Origin of the sequence: Paenibacillus caui (genome assembly GCF_019904135.1) — a bacterium.
GTDB lineage: Bacteria > Bacillota > Bacilli > Paenibacillales > Paenibacillaceae > Fontibacillus > Fontibacillus caui.
Window position 1 is genome coordinate 55,833 of sequence record NZ_JAIOGQ010000010.1, and the last position, 17,967, is coordinate 73,799.

Consider the following 17,967-nt stretch of genomic DNA (forward strand, 5'->3'; position numbering starts at 1 on the left):
TAATGAGGAGATTAGACTTTTTTATAAATGATTCAAATTTCTATATTAATGCGATATGGAGGCACTGCTACATAATGAAAGAAAGAACGATATGGATCCTTACGGCGCTAATGCTGGTCTGTTCTGTGGCCAGCTTTGTGCACAGAAGCGCAGGGGAGCAGCAAGAGCGCCGCGTCGAGCTCGCCGTTCCTTACACGGAAATTGCAGAAACCGCCGGCAGCAAGGAAGTGGCCGGACTGCTGCAGTTCGGGGTAAGCGCGCTGGTGCTGAAAGAAACGAATTTGGGCGAGCTTGAATCCCGGAAATTGGTTAAAAGCTTTTCCGGAAAGCTGCCTTCCGGGAATTATGCTCTGCCTTCCGGCTTTCGATACAATGCCGGGGATACCCTCGTGCTCTCCTTAAGTGAGGACAAGGAAGATGCCGCCTTCTATTTGCACCTCCTGGAATCGGCTTTTAAAGATAACATAACGGCATATTCCCTTGATCATGGGGGCTGGGCTGCGGTTATACATATGCCGAAGGCCAAGGCCGAAGCTGCCGTGCTCGGGGTGGATACGAGGCAGGCCGGACAGCTCCGGCAACGTTACGGCGCTCAGATTATTCCCGCTTATACGAATGCCGCGCTTTATCGTGACGGTGATTTCCTGGACAAGCAGTTCCGGGAGCTGGCGGCGCTCGGCATCCGGCAGATTTATTTTGGCGCAGGCGAAGCATTGGGATACCCGGATCTGGTATCGCAAACAGCCAGGCTATTGAAGAAGCATAACCTTCATTTCACGCTGATCCGAAGCCAGGCGGGAGCGCTCCAGCTTGCCAAAGAAACCGGTTATCGAGAAATCCGTCCCATATTCATCGATCCGTCCAGACTGATCCGGATGAGCGTGAAGGACGCGGCGGACCTATTCGAACTGAGCGTACGGGAACGCGGAATATCCATGATCTATTTCCCGATGCCAAAAAATGGCTCAGCCGAACCCGCCGTTTATCTCAAGAAAGCGGGTCAGGTGACAGAAGAGCTCGCTTCGCGTCTGGCTCCGGCCTACAGCATCGGCGAAGCCGCCCCGATCAGCAGCGTTACCGGCGGCAGCGTATTTAGCGGCAAGCCGTACAAGCTTTTCCCGCTGATCGGCATTACCCTGCTGGCCGCGCTGCTGCTGCGGCAGTTCACCGCCTCGCGCGCGCTTTCCGCCGCGCTGCTGCTGCTCGGAGCGGCCGGCATTGCCGCCGGCTACATCAAGCCGTCCCTGTTCCCGCTCATCCAGAGCGGTTACGGCTTGATCGGCGGCATCGCCGCTCCGTCGCTGGCGGTCATCGCCGCCCGTTCTGTCGCCGGACGGCTGCATAGCAGCGGGCGCGCAGTCCGCCGCCCGCTGCTCCATACTTGCCTCGCCTATGCCATGGGTGCGGCGATCACCCTTGGCGGCGTCATCTTTGTGGCCGCGCTGTTTAACGACATCGCGTATCTCGCCTATGTCGAGCAGTTCCGGGGCGTGAAGCTGCTCTTTGCCGGACCGGTCGCTGTCGTGCTTCTCTTTCTCTGGCTAAAAGGGGATCTGCAAGCTCCCTGGTATTCCATCAGGGATACGTTCGTCCGGCCCTGGCAAGCAAGGCGCTTCATAGGACTCGCTGTCATCCTTCTGCTCGTTCTGGTGGGAGCCGTTTATTTCATAACGCGCTCAGGCAACGAGGGGACGATGCTGCCGTATGAAGCCCGGTTTCGGCAGCTGCTGGATCACCTGTTCGGCGTAAGGCCGCGCACGAAAGAAATCTTGCTTGGCCACCCGGTTTTTGTGGCGGCCATCTATGCGCTGATCCGCAGCGGCAAGGGCGCTTTTCTGATGGCGGCCGCGGTAATCGGGCAGTTGTCAATGCTGAACACTTTTACCCATCTGCATTCCCCGCTTGCCGTTTCATTGGAACGCACCATGTGGGGACTGGCGGTCGGCCTTCTATTAGGGGGACTGCTTACGCTTCTGATACAAGGCTGGATAAGAAAGACAGTCCATAAATAAAGGAGAGTAACATGAAAACAACTGATTTCAAAATGCCATCTTTCATAAAAAAAAGGCGCAGCAAATGGAAGACCCTGCTTGTCCTCCTGTTTGGGACAATACTGGGTGCAGCAGTGCTGCTCTCCATTGCTTATATAACGTACAACAAATGGAATGTAGCGGATAAAAGCGGCTACACGCTGTTTTACACCCGAAATGATTATGCGCTTGCCAAGCATGAGCCGGAAAACGGCGCCTACCTTGGCGCCTACGTACTTCAAAACAGCGCAATTGACTTCAGCATGAAGAAATTCAATGAATTAACCGGACGCAAGTCCGTCTCCTATTTCAAATATGTCGGTTACGGAAAGCCATTCCCGACCGGGTGGGTGAACAACGTGATCAGCGTCGGCGGTTTCCCCCACATCGCGCTGGAGCCCAACGGCGGGCTGGATGAAGTCAAGGACAATGAATATTTACGGGAGTTTGCCAAGGCGGCCAAAGCAACCGGAGTTCCCGTGTTTCTGCGGTTTGCCTCCGAAATGAACGGCACCTGGACCAACTATTCAGAGGATCCCGAGCAGTATAAGGAGAAATGGAAGCTGGTCCATGAGGTGATGAAGCAGGAAGCGCCGAACGTGGCCATGGTTTGGACAGTGCTGGCTATGCCTGAGGAACATATTGACGAGTTTTATCCCGGGGATGAATATGTGGACTGGGTTGGCGTCAACGTTTACAGTGTCAAATATCATAACGATCACAGCTATGAAAAAGCGGACTTTGAAGATCCGCTCGATCTGTTGAATTATGTGTATACAAGGTACAGCCACAGCAAGCCGATCCAGATTTCCGAATTCGGGGCAACCCATTATTCGGTGACCGACAGCAAGCAGGATAACGCGTTTGCCATCCGGAATATTCAGCGTTTCTACGGCGCGATTCCTGACAAATACCCCAGGGTCAAAGCCATTTATTATTTCGACGTGAACAACATCAAGGAATATAACGAAGCACGGCGAATCAACGATTACTCCGTAACGACGGAGCCGGACATCCTGTCAGCCTACGCAGAGGCTATTGACCATCCGTATTATCTAAGCGAATGGAAGGAGAATCGGGAAGGCCATACAGCCACCCAGAAGTTCTCCTTCCGGGGAGAAGTTTTCCAGAGGGACGGAGAAATCTATGCGGACCGCTCATTTTTTACGGATTATATAAAGGCCCAGGTGACCGGAAGCGGCAGCAGCACGACGGTTTCTTACGGCGGGAAGAGCATTCAGGTCAAAACCGTATCCAAACGGTATGGGCCGGCTTTAAGACGAAAATATTCCTGAACAAATACCGCACGATCGATGGAATCCCGGTCAAATCCACGCTGGAAGCTCTTGGTTTCAAGGTTTCAACGGATACTGACCGGCAGGAAATGATCATTAAATAGGCATTATTTTAACCTATTCATTGAAAAAGCGGCAGGTCACCGATACTGATTTCGGACCCGCCGCTTTTCTTTATCTCAAAATTGCACGCACATATAACTTAAATTGCCGAATTCATAGTCCCGATAGATCACTTTGGCACGGGACATTTCACCGGCACCCATCGCAATGTCAAGGGGAACGGCCGGGGAACGGCCAAATCCGGGTTGGGCGCGGCCGTCAAATAACGGAACAGGGACTGCAAATCTCCCGCCTCTATTTTTTCTATAAGCCAATCGTCAAATGCGACCGCCCACGAATCTGCTTCCGTGCCTCCCAGTCTACGGCTCTCAAATTATGAACCGTTACGCCGCTGCCGATGATCAGAATGTCCAGCTCGGCCAAGGTGCGGAGCACCCTCCCAATATTGTACTGGGTCGCGGGATTTAGAAACGGGTTGACCGAAACTTGAACGATGGGCACATCGGCTTTCGGGAACAAATGGCGAAGCATCGTCCGCGAGCCATGATCCAAGCCTCTTTCAGCATCGGTTGCCCAGGCAATGCCATGCTCCGAGAACAGAGCCGTCACTTCTCCAGCAAAAGAGGTGCTCCCGCTGGCTGGTTATTTCACAGCATACAGCTCATCCGGAAAGCCGTAAAAATCGTAAATCGTTTCGTATACATGATCATGGGATGAAACCGTGGGCAAGGAATAACGGAGAAATCATCGCCATTTTTGTCAATTTAAAAAACACAACAAAAAACAGCGGGGCCGGCTCTGCAAAGTCCGGTTCCCGCTGTTTTTCTTAATGCCTATTTCAAGTCAGTCATTACAACTGCTCCACTTCCACACTGATCACATGATCCAGCTTGCGGATAAAATAATAGATTTCCGTCGCAAATTCCTTGCGCTGGGCCGACAGCACCATGCTGACCTGCTGCCTGCTTCCATCGATATCCTTGATTTTCAAACTGCGGATCCGATGTTCCAGCGTCTTATCCTCCATGCTGACAAAATGAGTATTTTCAATTTTACGGATGAGATCGGTCAACGTATCGTTGGATTCCATTACAATTTTCAGATTTACATCACGCTGGTTCAGCTTGGTAGGTCCGATCGATTTAATCAGATATGGAACGAGATTTACGGATATGATCAGCAGCAAAACCGCAACTGCCGCTTCTTCATAGAATCCGGCGCCTACGGCGATTCCAAGTCCCGAGGCCGCCCAGATCAGGGCTGCGGATGTGAGGCCCGATATGGCGTCGTTGTTCCTGCGCAGGATGACGCCGGCTCCGAGGAAGCCGATTCCGCTTACAATTTGCGCGGCCAGCCGCATGGGGTCCATATTCGGATGCTCAGGCCCCGCAAATTTGTGAAACGATTCGATAGAAACAATTGTGATCAGACAGCTGGCAATCGAAATAACCATACTCGTTTTGATACCCAGCGGCTTCTGCTTTAACTGCCGGTCGATCCCGATTAACAGACCGCATACTAAAGCTACACCCATTTTGATGATAATTTCCCAATTCATGATGATTGCATCTCCTTCTGGATATAAGGTGAGTATAAGTGTATTCACCAAATGGATGCAACTTGTTATTCTTTTTCCGGGGAAAATTCCTCTTTCGTTAATTCATAGTCAATTTGTTTATAGCTTTCTAATTGATGATCTTCAATGAGGTCTATATTCCGTCTGCTTTTTGAGTATTCCTTTATATGTTTCTTGATGTTTGGGTATAAAATAACGGATTCTAATTCCTCAATGGCTATCCACTTCACCCCGACCTGACAGGAATCAGGATGATCTGGTAGTTTTGGTGTAAAACCTTCCTTAATTTCGCAGTCAAATATGATATGTAAACCATGTACGCTAGATTCGTAATCTCCCGATTGCTTGTTAGGAAAATACTCATATACGAAAGCAACCGGACCAATATTAATTTCTATACTCGCTTCTTCAAGTAACTCTCGCCTTAAACTTTCTGTAATGGCTTCGCCTGGCTCCGCTCCCCCACCGGGCAAGTTATAATGAAGTTGTTCTTTATCTTGGTATTCTATTAAAAGTACCTTTCCTTCACTAATAATTAGAGCAGTAGGTCTTGTTCTAATATGACAACTCATGGCTTCCTCCCGATGAATGAGTGTACAAATTTCTTCACTCTATTCCCACATGACTATTTTTAATTCTGGCCACTTTTCTTTCCATTGGTTTGCTTTGTTCATATATATTTCTTTAGTTATTAATCTCTTATTAGCTCTTACTGTTAGGTCAAATAAATCATTAAAACCAAAAGGGGCATACACTTGCCATTTCTCGTTATTATCATTTCTTACCCCAAATGCTGTTGCTGTACTTGGCCAAGTATCAATGGCTTCTTCAATTGTTTGAAACGGGTTCAGCTCGATCCCAAATCTATCTTTGTACCACAAATGTACCCTTGCTTGATTCTTTATATCAATCTTAATAGGTATGTCAGAGAATAACTGAATCCCTTTCCTGATTACTTTATCTTCAGCTTCATAGCTTAGATCGTGGTCATCAAAATAAATGATGTCGATATCAGTGATACCATAATTGAGAGGCCGGTTCGTCAAGTAGTTCCAAATTGTTTGTGTAATACATCCAGCACCAATATAATAAGATTCAAAATCAAAACTTCTAACGTTATTAAATACTTGCATCAGCATATCATTTTTTTTTTGATGATTTTTATTAGTCTTTCTTTATCTTCCATGAGATTTAAGCTTTCGTCTTCATTCGTTTCTATTATGTAATAATTTTTGAGTACAATATACGGCTTAAAAGGGCGTTCGGCTAATCTCCCGAGAAGGGAGATGATGCCCATGGAGGTCAAGGATGCTCTCACCTTAATGCTCATGTTCGGCATGTTCATTTTGGCACTTCTTTCCTACATGAAAAAGAAATAGACCGCCCTGGCTAGGATAACGGTCTATTTCCGACCCATCTTACGAGGCCGACTGCTCTTTATGCAGTTATTGTACGGAGGAGTCGTGTTGCCGCACGGCTCCTTTCTTATTCTTACCTCAGTATAGCTCATTTTATAACGCTTTTATAGGGGGTTATTTCTTTTAGATATTGTTTTAGTTCTTTCATTGTTCTTATTATTGTTATTACGCAGTAATTTCACTTAACGTTCAGACATTTACGACGTGCATTCCCCTTAGATAGCTCTTATCTTAGGGGAATCGATGTGTCTGCCTGAATCTGCTTCTTCGATAATCCCTCGGGCAGACCGAGCGGCGACAGCCGCGAAGCTGGAACACGTTGTTATCGGATGGCCCGCCCTCTTGAAATTGCCTGCAATATTACTTTTCCATTGTATCTCCGTCTGTATAACTATCAAATTCTATAACTTTAGCCGTCCTCTTTGCTATCTCGTTATTGAACAGCTTTTCTACAAGGTACAATGCCATATTTATTCCCGATGATACACCACCTGATGTGATAATATTTCCATCTTTAACTACTTTTTTATTATTCTCAACTTGAATTCTTGGCCATTTATTTTTCAGTATTGATAGGGCCAAATGATGAGTTGTAGCTGTCTTACCATTTAATAAGCCAGCTTCTGCTAAAATCAACGAGCCTGAACAAACAGAACAAATCATTTCAATGTTTTTTGACATAACTATGTACTCTATTATTTTTCTATTTTTTAGTACTTTGTTTACCGCTCGTAATGGTCCTCCTGGGACAATTAAAATGTCGAATTCAGGTGCATTATCTAAAGAAAAATCCGGTTTAATTACAATTCCTGCATGAGTTTTAATCGAATTTCCTGATTCCGAAAATGTTGTAACTTCAAAGGTCTCCTTTTGGGCAGCACTCTTTTGTACAACATTATTTTTTGCTGTAGATTTGAATATGCAGTTAAAGAAAGCACCTCAGAAGGTCCTGAAAAATCCAATATATCAACAAAGTCATATAATAATATTCCAACTCTATACTGTTTCCACATTTAGTCCTCCTGCAACGAAGTAAAAATATAATGTTTGACTTTTTTAAAAGATCTGCGGGGCTTTCCGATAACGTTCTTGTATTCACGAACCCGAGAGGCTTAAGGCAGCTTGCTGCCGGGTGGCTCCGCCACTTAGCTCGCAGGGTTGTCTGCCTGATCTTACTTCTCCGACTTTTCTTCGGGCAGACGAAGGGACGAAAGTCCCGCAGCGTAGATACGGTGTTATCAGAAGTGATTGCCTTCTTTGAAAATACTATCGATATATTATTTCTTCTTGTCTATTAATTCTAAGATCATTTTAGCGGTTTCGTTTACTTCCTCAAGTTCCTCGCCTTTAGTAGGGTTATATGCAATTCTTATTAATTCTGGTTCAAATTCAATTATTAAATGTTGAGGAAACTTACTGACCAAGTATCTAAGACACCATTCTTTCCAAATATTATCATTAGTCTTTAAGACATCTTTAATATGAGGAATTGTTTCTTTGGGAACTTCAAGTAATAATTTTGCGATTTCTTCGGCGATCGGCCAATTGATATCTTGAAGCCATTCTAGAAGCTGTGGTATCAATGTTACCAATTTATTATGAGTCAAGTTTCGCTATTGATTAACTCTTTCAAAATCATGTTTATTCCTTGGCAATGCATCTTTAAAGTCTTCCATACTGCCCTCACTTCTGTTTTTAACATTCTTTATTAACGTTTTGCAATCATTTCTGATAACGTATCATGTATTCGCGACGTCGATCCCCCTTAGATAGTTCCTATCTTAAGGGGAATCGATGTGTCCGCCTGCTTCAGCTCCCCTGCTTATACTGCTGGCGGACCAAGGCGCGAACGCGCCGCAGCGTGAATACGGTGTTTAATGAGAGACTGTCAATTAAAAAGTGTAACCTTTGAAACCAGAATCAAGCAACTGTCGAGCCACAGCTTGACCTGGAGCCTCTGGCGGGTCCGGTGCACGCGCGACAGGCGAAGAGGCCAAGGGCCACTCACGCGCCGGGCAACAGCCTACCAAACCCGCCCCCTCCCTACTTTGAATAACCTTCATCGTCTAATCTTTTATGCTAAAAAAAGTTTCATTAGCAATTTGGGACAGTCTATCTGTAGCTTCTTTACTTGTTGGTTCCTGGACTAACATAAAGAAAATTTCTCTAATTTCATCTACTCGTAACAACACCTTGTCCTTGGACTTGTCCTCCCTCAAAGAAATAAACAAATTATGCAAACTAATATCAAGATCATCATTTATATCAGCATATGAAGTTAATTCTGATAAAGAAGCTACTGTAGCGACACTAGACAACATAGACCTATACGTGTAATCATTAACTATCATACTAAAACTACTTAGAGTATTACTTAATTGATACTTGAATGTATTGTCAATTGATCTCTGTAATTCATTATTTTTGTTTTGAGCTTCAATGTATTTGGAGCTTACGATCGCTAAGCTTACTAAACTCATTATTAAAAATAGTAACAGAAGGTATCCGCTTCTCTTCATAGAATTCACTCCGATTCAATGCTTTGCACATCTTTCATATAACGTTCTTGTATTCCCGAACCCGAGAGGCTTAAGTGAGCAGAGCGAACGGGTCGCCAGACTTAGCCTCGCAGGATCGTCTGCCTGATCCAGCTTCACCGACTTATCTTCGAGCAGACCAAGGAGCGTCAGCGACGCAGCGGGAATACAGTATTAGACGAAGTTAATGGCTTCTTCGAATACTCTAAATAATCCCCTTAGTTTTGTACTAATGTTTATAGTCCCTACGCCGTATTGAATAGGTTCTTTATAATTTTAAGTCTTGTTACAGTTCACTTCTTTTTCCACTTGTGCTATCATACATTTAAAGAGGACGAGTGCGGCAAACACTCGGCTGAACAATTGGCTTGGATGGGTTATCCCTTCTAATAGTCAGATATGGATAAGAACCCACCTTCGGCGGTCAACCATAGGGTGAGTTCTTACTTTCTCTTATAGTTATTAGAGATGTACGATAGTAGTGCAAGGACAAAGGAGCCGAAAAGAATCATGATTGTAATCGCTGCTTCTACTTTCATGGCATCACCTCCTTTCGAAGGGATACCATGCCCACCCAAGATTCAATTGTCTTTACCTATTGTACCATCATCTCCCATTAAGATGAAGAACAATTGTTCGTTAATTTCGTGTCTTTAAATAGATTTTGATTTGGTTAACGTCTCAGTATTCACGAACCCGAGAGGCTTAAGGCGCGTCAGCGCCGGGTCCGACGACTTAGCTGGTGCAGGTGTGTCGCCTGATTCACTCCCTCGAAATGCCTCAGGCGACCAAGGGAGCGTCAATGACCGCCGCGGGAATGCAGTGTTATGTGATGTCCCGGGCATCATAGGGTTTGCGTGCTAGTTATTTAATATTTTGATGGGCGAATAGTACGCCAATATCCTCTTAGACTTATTAATGCTTGAAAAATCTACAATTAGTTCTTTGTCATTTCCTTCCCCAAATATTTCTTTGATGGTACCTTCACCAAATTTGCCATGCATAATTTTTGTCCCCGCAGACAAGTTCTTCATAAAATGATTTATCTCTTGGTTATCTTCTACCTTATCTCCTAAAGTAAGTGTCTGTGTCTTATAAATATAATTAATAAAATCTAAATATTCGTTGCCATAAAATTCACCTTCATCGCCTTGAACCCGAGCACCGATTTTATTTGCAGCTTCAACTAACAAACCAATTGCAGCATTATCTGCTCCGCAAAGAGTTAACCGCCCTTTTAGAAATAAAAGTGGAAAATAATCAAATATATATTTCAATTCTTTTATATCTTTCTCTGTTATTGAGGACAATTCACTTCTTGTCCAATGATCTGCTTTCGTAATATGGACATCATAACTCATTTGGGATTCCTCTCTTTTTCATTTTTCGGGGTTTCACATAACGTTGTGGTATTCACGAACCCTCACCACCTTAAGGCACGTTAGGGCCGGCCGCGATGCGGTTTGGTGGTGCAGGGTTGTTCACCTGAATTTCTTCTCTGTCGAATACTTCGGGTGAACCAAGGGGCGTCAGCCCCGCAGCGTGAATACTGTGTTATACGCAGTATTGCCGCTTCTATGAAATCGCCTGCAATCGTTTTCTTATAATTACTATTAATTTTCTCTTCTCTTCGTCAGGTATACACTCTATTAACCTTGCAGCAGCAACTGGCAATATCCATCTATCAATTTCCTTAAATTCTCTTCCCGTTAGTTTTAAATATTGCTTTAAGTATGCTGTCTTTATTCTGTTCCGCAAATAACTAATAAGTAATTTTACTGTTCGACAAGTCTCATTGGGTAGTGTTCCAAAACTCAATAGTATCACTGTTCGAGCAACATCACCCGCAGGGTTACCAATCATTCCTGTCATCCAATCAATAATGCAACTATTGCTACCGATCAATACATTATCTGGGTGAAAATCTCCGTGACAGAGCTTGTTATCATCAGGTAGTCCTTTTAAGTAACTTTTTATTTGTTCCTTCTCATCCTCTGTGAGTAAAGGAGCTAACTGAATATTGTCAACCAGCACACTCTTCTGATATCTTAGTTCTTCAACCGCATCATGCGCAGGATGACAATGGAGTTCGTATTGTAATCTTGCTAACTTCCTTGATTGTTTGTTAATTAACCAAGGCTTAGAAGTCATTTCATGAAGTAATGTTGTTCCAGACATCCGCTCGAACACTATTCCAAATCTACTATCTAATTGAGTTAATTCAAATGGCTGGGGTATCTTAATACCAAGAGAATGTACAAATTTACTAACTAGAAATTCTTGATTAATTGCATCCTCTGGAAACTCCTGTTTGAAAAGTTTAATTATCTTGCCTTCTTCGTATTCAAAAATGTCAGCTGTCCTACCTTGACCAATAATTTTTAAATTTAACATCATCGAAACTCCTACAAAATTTATGGTTTGGCAATATTGCGTATAACGTCTCAGTATTTCCGACGTCCATTCCCCTTAGATAACTCTTATCTTAGGGGAATGGATGTGTCCGCAGAAATATCTTCCTCGAAAATACATCTGGCGGACCAAGGGACGGCGCAAAGCGACGACCCGCAGCGGAAATGCGATGTTAGGCGACGTTAAGTCTGTTCCTTATCCCTATATAATTCCATACACATCCTGAAATTTCCTGCAATCACGTGCCGTTCGGTTTGTTTCATGCCAATTTCATATTTGTTTTCTTTCCCTATGAAATATTGATCCTGCCTAAAAGAATTGAAGATACATAAAGATATCTTTTAAAAAAACAAGAACATAAGTTCCTATTCTTTCAAAATAGACTTTGACATCATGATCCGTTTTGAATTACTTTACTATTAGGGTCGTGATCCAAAAAACGCGGTTTTCCTCCTCACGACCCTAATAGTAAAGTGATGCTTTGTCTTTCTTTTGAAAAAGCTCTTTTTGTTTTTTGAGGGTGTTATCATTTTTTAGGCAGGATCTTCGCTAAAACAAAAGTCGTTGAGTGATTGCACTTCAGACTTAATGTTGCCTAACTACATATTCCCGAACTTCGCAAATATCTTTCGGCAATATGGCCGTTCACTACATGTTTCCGTAACGTTCATCCGTCCTCACGCCCCACCTTCTCCTCTCCTTCCAACATCATCCGATCCAAAGGACTCCGGATTTTTCGCACATCTCTCACGCTGACATGCGTGTAGCGCTCAGTCTTTGTGCTGCTTTGGTGACCGAGAAGCTCCTGGATATATCTGAGGTCGATTGTGTCCTCTAACAAACGGGTCGCGAAAACAGGCGGGCCGCTACATACTGATCATCATTTCTCGATGGAAAGCTCCATTTTAACCTTTTCCTTCCTAGAGTATATATGTAATTCAATTTTTTGGAAACCTGTTAAAAGAGTTTAGCTGTATCTCGCAAAAAGAACAACTAACCTCACGATGCTTTCGGAGCAAGTTATCAGTCCATTAGAATACAATTTCATCGGTTCAAGTTGGAATTCACCTACTTGTCTGACAAAACCCGGTAAAAGCCTGCAACCCGCTCCATCCATCTACCTTCCGAATCAGCTAACAAGGTCTGCCAACCTAAAACTTTGTGCAGGTATTAAATTTCTCTCTTCGTCATCGATGAACAGAATAATCTGCCTGTCATAATGTGTGCTTCAAATAGCCCCCACCTAACAGTCAGAAAGGGGCGAGTGTATGATGGATATAGATTAAGCACGGCTTCAAGAGTCCGGAAACAACCAGGATCACGGCATAAAGGGTTCCAATGCCTGAATTCTGCGGATCCGTAAGTTGGGGCAGCTGCTCGAACAGGTACATGAGAAACCGGAACGGATTCGGATCGAAGCCCGGGCGTACGGTAAGAAGGGTAGAACCGGCCTGTATCCATAAGCCGTTGTTCTCCGTCTTTGGGGCTGTGACGGCCACAGCACGGAAGGTAGTAGAAGTTATCGACGGGCTATGCTGTCTTTGAGCTTCAGATGACCGGTTTGGAACTCAGAGTATGTACTACCAAAAAAGTAATGGCCTGTGACCTACAGTTCCAGTATGGAACACGCAGATTCACAGGCTAAGTACATTTTTATTGATGATGGAGACCTTCAGGCCATGTTAGTTAGGGGACAGCCCCCTTGATGAGTAAGTTCGTTTAAAATTTTGCGGCCAGTTCAGCGGCTTTCTGAATGCCTTCCTGAATGATGGCTTCAGCGCGGTCCGGGAATTGGTTATGGCCTTCTACAACAACAACCTCGGGATTTTGGATGCCCCAGAATCCCAGAATATTCTTGACGTAGTTCAGGGACATTTCCAGCGCATCCATTGGGGCTGCGGAATATACGCCGCCGCGCGCTTGCAGCAGAGCGACCTTTTTGTCGCCTACAAGACCCACAGGACCTTGCTCCGTGTAACTGAACGTTTTGCCGGCCTGGGTCAGATAGAACAGATATGTCAGAAATTGTGCGGGGATCGTGAAGTTCCAGAGCGGGAAGGCAAATACAACTTTGTCTGCTCCCAGGAACTGATCCAGGTAGGTGTTGGCCAGATCAGCCGCTTTTTGTTCGGCAGGCGTCGTTTCGATGCCTTTGGAAAGCTTGAACAGACCGGTCATCATGTCGTTATCGTAATAGGGAAGGTCGGCTTCAAACAGGTTCAGCTCGGTAACCAGATCTTCCGGATGGGATTCTTTATAGCTTTTTAGAAAACTTTCATAAAGCTTTACAGTAACCGCTTGCTCGACTGGACGGTTATTGGCTTTAACAAATAATACATTTGACATGGTGGTCCTCCTCATAATAACTATATTAATTAATCTTACTATAGTTTGTATAGTAAATGATAAATAATCACTTGTCAACCCTCTTTAAATTAAAATATTTTATTGCCAAACAAAGAAAAACAAGGGCAGCAGTCAGACTGCCACCCTTTTTCCTCCAAGAATGTATAATAATCAGAATTAGACGTTCAAAGTCTGTGTTCTCTCGCGGTACGCCTTCGCCGCTTTCACCATATTCCGCAGGGCGGCTACCGTCTCTTCTTTTCGGCGTGTTTTCAGTCCGCAGTCCGGGTTAATCCAGAACAGCTCGGGATCCAGCACCTTAAGCGCACGCTCGATCATCTCCACCATTTCCGGCACTTCCGGAACTCGCGGACTGTGAATATCATAGATACCCAGCCCGATCCCGAGCGGATACGTAAACTCCTCAAAGCTTTGAATGAGCTCTCCATGGCTGCGCGACGTTTCAATCGAAATCACATCGGCATCCATTGCCCGGATGGAATCAATAATGTCATGAAACTCGCAGTAGCACATATGAGTATGAATTTGCGTCGTATCCTTGACCGTGGAAGCGGACAGACGGAAGGCCCTGACCGCCCAGTCCAAATATCCGTCCCGCTCGCTATGCTTCAGCGGCAGCCCTTCCCTGAGCGCCGGTTCATCCACCTGAATCATCTCGATGCCCGCCTTCTCAAGCGCCTCAACCTCCTGGCGGAGAGCAAGCGCAATCTGATAGCAGACAGACTCTCTGGACAGATCACTCCTAACAAAAGACCAATTGAGAATCGTAACCGGTCCTGTCAGCATCCCTTTTACGGGTTTGCTTGTCAGGGACTGAGCGTACACGCTTTCTGAAACGGTCATCGATTCAGTAAAATCAACATCCCCATAGATCACAGGCGGTTTTACGCAGCGGGAACCATAAGATTGAACCCATCCCCCCTCAGTAAAGGCAAATCCAGCCAGCTTTTCCCCGAAAAATTCGACCATATCGGTGCGCTCAAACTCACCGTGAACGAGTACGTCCAGTCCGATTTCCTTCTGAATCGCAATCCACTCGGCGATCTGCTCCCGGACAAACGCATCGTAACGCTCTTTGTCCCACTCGCCTTTGCGCCACTTCCGGCGGGCCGCTCTGACTTCAGCCGTTTGCGGAAAGCTGCCGATAGTCGTTGTTGGCAGAAGCGGAAGCTGCCATTTCGCTTTCTGCTTGGCTCTGCGCTCCTCGAAAGAGCTTTGACGTTCAGACGGATATACGCTCAGCTGCTTCATCGCTTCTCTTACCTTCTCAACGTTGCGAGCCGGTGAATCCTGAAGGTTCCGAACCGCTCGTCTGCTATCTTCAAACTGGCGGGCTACTTCTTCTCCATTCGCCCCTGAAGTCGCCTTGGCAAGCAGAGCCACCTCCTGCAGCTTCTCTTCGGCGAAGGAGAGCCCTTCTTTAAGCACAGGCTCCAGAGCGCTCTCGTTCCGTACTGTCACCGGAACATGAAGCAAGCTTGCGGAAGGCTGAACGACGATATCGCTCCCTTCCGCAAGTTTTATAATTTGCGCAAGCAGCTCCCCTTGTTTCGGCAGGTCGGCTCGCCATATATTCCGGCCGTCGATAACGCCAGCGCCAAGCGTTTTGCCCTTCGGAAAACCGATTTTCCGCAGCGCTTCCAGATTGGCTCCCCGGTCATGAATAAAATCAAGACCAATGCCCTGAACAGGCAGCGCGATTATGGCTTCGTATGGTTCAATAGCCTCGAAGTAAGTTTGAAGCATGATTCGAATGCCGGATACCTGCTCGGTAATGGCCCCATAAATCGAATGAAGCAGGCGGATATCCTCTTCCGTCAGCGAAGTTACGATAGAGGGCTCGTCAATCTGTACCCATTTCACGCCTTCATCCGCCAGCTCCCGGAGCACCTGAACATACAGCGGCAGGAGTTTGTCCACAATTTCCTGCCGTTTTGCAGCCTCGTAGCCTTTGGACAATTTGAGGAACGTGTAAAGCCCAAGCAGCACAGGCCGGCCTTCAATGCCGAGTTCCTCCTTCGCTTCACGATAAGCCAGGAGCGGGCGGTTCTTTGTCAATCGAGGCGTCACATCGCTTAGTTCCGGTACGATATAATGATAATTCGTGTTAAACCATTTGGTCATTTCACTCGCTGCCGCTTCCTTGTTGCCCCGCGCAATGTCATAGTAGGTTTGCAGCGGAACCGCGCCGCCATCATAGCGGAATCGCGGGGGGACTATGCCAAACATGGTCGACATGTCCAGCACATGGTCATAATAAGTGAAATCGCCCACCGGAATGATGTCGATCCCCCGGTCACGCTGAACACGCAAATTTCCGAGCCGGATGGATTTAAGCGCCCTGTGAAGCTCCTCCTCCTGTATTTTCCCTGCCCAAAATCCTTCAATAGCTTTTTTCCATTCCCGGTTTTCTCCGATTCTTGGATATCCCAGGTTTCCGCTGAATACTTTTGTCATCTCTTAACCTCCTGAATGATCATAAGACGTGATTGACAACATCGTCCGTATAAAAAAAGGCTTCTTTACCTGAAAAAAGGTTAAAGAAGCCCAGGGTCAACACGTATCACCGGTTACCATCTTTAACACCTCCCTATCTACCGTAGGTACAGCAGTGTTGTCGGAACAGGCAGGTCTCCTGGCTTCAGGATCAACATTAGAAGCTTGCCTTCCCGGCTTCGGATAAGCCAGTGGCATCGGTAGCTTCACACTCCCCTGTTACAGTGGCGGGACCGCGCCGGCATAGCACCGGACTTCCCTATTAAGCTGCAGCCTTCCAGGCAGCAGCACCTATTCCCACTTTATTTAATTTGAATACTAGGGTTTTATCATACTTCAACTCGTTAAAGAATACAATTATATTTTTTAAATTTCATTAACATCAGGCAAAGTGATCCCCTACTGCTTTGTTCAAAATGCCCAGACAGCGGTCCAAATCCGTTTTGACCTGCTTGCGGTACAATTTCGCCTTTTCCATTCCGTCATCTGTGAAATGATAAAGCACGATCTCCTGAAAATCTACGCTCGGATCCCCGCCTTTGAGCTTTTTGGTCCGATACAGAATGCCTTCCTGAACCAGTTCATGCAGCGCCCGGTAAATCTCGCTCTGAGGGGGGACATAGCCATAGGGCGTAAATTCCGTCTTTAGCTCTTCCAGCATTTGATAGCCGTAGCCTCTGTGCTCTTCAACCAGCTTCAAAAGGTATAATTTCAGGTAAGCCCGCTGTGCAATCATAAAAGCCATATTAGCTGTCACCACCCGTTTTATTTCGTCGCTCCACTCAATTATATGAAAAATTCAGAATAGGGTCAATTTGCGCTTTTTCCTGAGTGATATGTTGTAGGGAGGAGTAAATGGATGGTTGATGTGAAAAGTAGAAAGGGAGATTTTTGCTTTTTTATTGTGAATTTTTCATATAGTGTAATGTTGGAAAAAGAAGCGTTTGAACATCTCTTGTTCAGCAAAATAATCCGTATTTCGTCGTTCTTGTATGCGAACTAACGTTCGGAACCAAGGCGAACTTCTTGGGGTTCGCGCTCTGCCTAGATCCATCCCCGTTCCAAGGCGTAACGCGTCAGCTGCACCCTGTTCTCCAATTGCAGCTTGTGCATGATATTTTTCAGATGGTTTTTGACCGTTTGATCGGAAATTTCCAGAGCTTCGGCGATTGCCCGGTTTGTCAGGCCCTGGGCTACCCACTGTAAAATTTCCCTTTCCCGGGCGGTAAGCGGAGACTTGTCTTCCTTCTCCTTCTTAGAGGCGGGAGGGATTTCCCGCAATATTTGCAAAGCCAGCTCCGTGGAAAACAGGGCCTCATCGTCCATCATGGCACGCAGATACTCCATCCAGATCGACGGGGTTAATTTTTTCAGCAAAAAGCCCTGCGCTCCCTGCTTCAGCGCTTCAAACAAATAAGCCGCGTCATCCGATGCGGAGACCAGCACAATTTTAATATAAGGAAATCTGAGCTTGATCGTCCGGGTTGCCTCCAAACCGTCCATTTCGGGCATGACGATGTCCATGATGATGAGATCAGGCATCCACTGTTCAGTGAGCGCTATGGCTTCGCGGCCACCGGAGGCGGTTGCGATCACTTCAAAGGAATTATCCTCCGCCAATATCCTGCATATGCTCTCTCTCGCATGAGCGTGGTCATCTACCACCAGTACCCTTGTCTTCATACTTTCGCTGCTCCCCCCGCATTCGCTAAAGCGTTTCTTCTGAATATACGACAACTTCCGCAGCCAAAGCAAAGGCGAAAGCGACAATAG

The 17,967-nt window shown here is 45.8% G+C and carries 18 protein-coding genes, 1 pseudogene and 1 riboswitch; of the genes and pseudogenes, 3 read left to right on the forward strand and 16 right to left on the reverse strand.

The window, feature by feature from the left end:
* Nucleotides 1–74 precede the first annotated feature (74 nt).
* Nucleotides 75–2,012 (forward strand): DUF5693 family protein, encoded by a 1,938-nt coding sequence (locus K7397_RS07960; protein ID WP_223067417.1) that lies wholly within the window; start codon nt 75–77, stop codon nt 2,010–2,012.
* Nucleotides 2,013–2,023: 11 nt separating this feature from the next.
* Entirely contained in the window at nt 2,024–3,325 is a 1,302-nt protein-coding gene (locus K7397_RS07965) for a glycoside hydrolase family 26 protein (protein WP_223067418.1), read from the forward strand.
* A 179-nt stretch (nt 3,326–3,504) separates the two neighbouring features.
* Here K7397_RS07965 and K7397_RS21390 read toward each other — a convergent pair whose 3' ends face one another.
* The 5 genes and pseudogenes from K7397_RS21390 to K7397_RS07985 all read right to left on the reverse strand — a co-directional run bounded on the left by K7397_RS21390 (nt 3,505) and on the right by K7397_RS07985 (nt 6,103).
* Entirely contained in the window at nt 3,505–3,702 is a 198-nt protein-coding gene (locus K7397_RS21390) for a hypothetical protein (protein WP_237690760.1), read from the reverse strand.
* Nucleotides 3,692–4,009: pseudogene (locus K7397_RS21395) on the reverse strand (DODA-type extradiol aromatic ring-opening family dioxygenase); the annotation flags it as partial. The gene K7397_RS21390 and the pseudogene K7397_RS21395, both read right to left, overlap by 11 nt.
* 229 nt (nt 4,010–4,238) lie before the next feature.
* Complete coding sequence (locus K7397_RS07975; protein WP_223067419.1) at nt 4,239–4,946, reverse strand: MgtC/SapB family protein; 708 nt, start codon at nt 4,944–4,946, stop codon at nt 4,239–4,241.
* Nucleotides 4,947–5,011: 65 nt separating this feature from the next.
* The gene (locus tag K7397_RS07980; RefSeq protein WP_223067420.1) at nt 5,012–5,536 is read right to left on the reverse strand and encodes an NUDIX domain-containing protein; all 525 of its coding nucleotides are present in this window, start codon (nt 5,534–5,536) and stop codon (nt 5,012–5,014) included.
* 39 nt (nt 5,537–5,575) lie between these two features.
* Nucleotides 5,576–6,103 carry a nucleotidyltransferase family protein gene (locus K7397_RS07985; RefSeq protein ID WP_223067421.1) on the reverse strand — a complete coding sequence of 176 codons (528 nt, stop codon included), beginning with the start codon at nt 6,101–6,103 and terminating at the stop codon, nt 5,576–5,578.
* A gap of 156 nt (nt 6,104–6,259) precedes the next feature.
* Between K7397_RS07985 and K7397_RS21820 the strand changes: the two genes are divergently transcribed.
* On the forward strand, nt 6,260–6,343 hold the full coding sequence (locus K7397_RS21820) for a putative holin-like toxin (RefSeq protein WP_223067475.1): 84 nt from the start codon (nt 6,260–6,262) through the stop codon (nt 6,341–6,343).
* A 399-nt stretch (nt 6,344–6,742) separates the two neighbouring features.
* Here the strand turns inward: K7397_RS21820 and K7397_RS07995 are convergent, their stop codons facing one another.
* The 11 genes from K7397_RS07995 to K7397_RS08045 all read right to left on the reverse strand — a co-directional run bounded on the left by K7397_RS07995 (nt 6,743) and on the right by K7397_RS08045 (nt 17,877).
* Nucleotides 6,743–7,303 (reverse strand): DJ-1/PfpI family protein, encoded by a 561-nt coding sequence (locus K7397_RS07995; protein WP_223067476.1) that lies wholly within the window; start codon nt 7,301–7,303, stop codon nt 6,743–6,745.
* A gap of 356 nt (nt 7,304–7,659) precedes the next feature.
* A complete protein-coding gene (locus K7397_RS08000) occupies nt 7,660–7,974 on the reverse strand; it encodes a DUF5071 domain-containing protein (protein WP_237690761.1) in 315 nt (104 codons plus the stop codon).
* A gap of 474 nt (nt 7,975–8,448) precedes the next feature.
* Nucleotides 8,449–8,901 (reverse strand): hypothetical protein, encoded by a 453-nt coding sequence (locus K7397_RS08005; protein WP_223067422.1) that lies wholly within the window; start codon nt 8,899–8,901, stop codon nt 8,449–8,451.
* Between the two features lie 461 nt (nt 8,902–9,362).
* A complete protein-coding gene (locus K7397_RS08010; protein ID WP_223067423.1) occupies nt 9,363–9,458 on the reverse strand; it encodes a putative holin-like toxin in 96 nt (31 codons plus the stop codon).
* Between the two features lie 321 nt (nt 9,459–9,779).
* Nucleotides 9,780–10,280: a hypothetical protein gene (locus tag K7397_RS08015; RefSeq protein ID WP_223067424.1), complete on the reverse strand. Its 501-nt coding sequence runs from the start codon at nt 10,278–10,280 to the stop codon at nt 9,780–9,782.
* Nucleotides 10,281–10,494: 214 nt separating this feature from the next.
* Complete coding sequence (locus tag K7397_RS08020; RefSeq protein WP_237690762.1) at nt 10,495–11,316, reverse strand: aminoglycoside phosphotransferase family protein; 822 nt, start codon at nt 11,314–11,316, stop codon at nt 10,495–10,497.
* A 682-nt stretch (nt 11,317–11,998) separates the two neighbouring features.
* Nucleotides 11,999–12,172: a tyrosine-type recombinase/integrase gene (locus K7397_RS08025; protein WP_223067425.1), complete on the reverse strand. Its 174-nt coding sequence runs from the start codon at nt 12,170–12,172 to the stop codon at nt 11,999–12,001.
* A gap of 878 nt (nt 12,173–13,050) precedes the next feature.
* Nucleotides 13,051–13,677, reverse strand: a complete 627-nt coding sequence (locus tag K7397_RS08030) for an FMN-dependent NADH-azoreductase (protein ID WP_223067426.1) — start codon at nt 13,675–13,677, stop codon at nt 13,051–13,053.
* A 177-nt stretch (nt 13,678–13,854) separates the two neighbouring features.
* The gene (gene metE, locus K7397_RS08035; RefSeq protein ID WP_223067427.1) at nt 13,855–16,155 is read right to left on the reverse strand and encodes a 5-methyltetrahydropteroyltriglutamate--homocysteine S-methyltransferase; all 2,301 of its coding nucleotides are present in this window, start codon (nt 16,153–16,155) and stop codon (nt 13,855–13,857) included.
* A gap of 151 nt (nt 16,156–16,306) precedes the next feature.
* A riboswitch (cobalamin riboswitch) is annotated at nt 16,307–16,504 on the reverse strand.
* A gap of 72 nt (nt 16,505–16,576) precedes the next feature.
* Entirely contained in the window at nt 16,577–16,939 is a 363-nt protein-coding gene (locus tag K7397_RS08040) for a helix-turn-helix transcriptional regulator (RefSeq protein WP_223067428.1), read from the reverse strand.
* A 299-nt stretch (nt 16,940–17,238) separates the two neighbouring features.
* A complete protein-coding gene (locus K7397_RS08045) occupies nt 17,239–17,877 on the reverse strand; it encodes a response regulator (RefSeq protein ID WP_223067429.1) in 639 nt (212 codons plus the stop codon).
* Between the last annotated feature and the right edge of the window lie 90 nt (nt 17,878–17,967).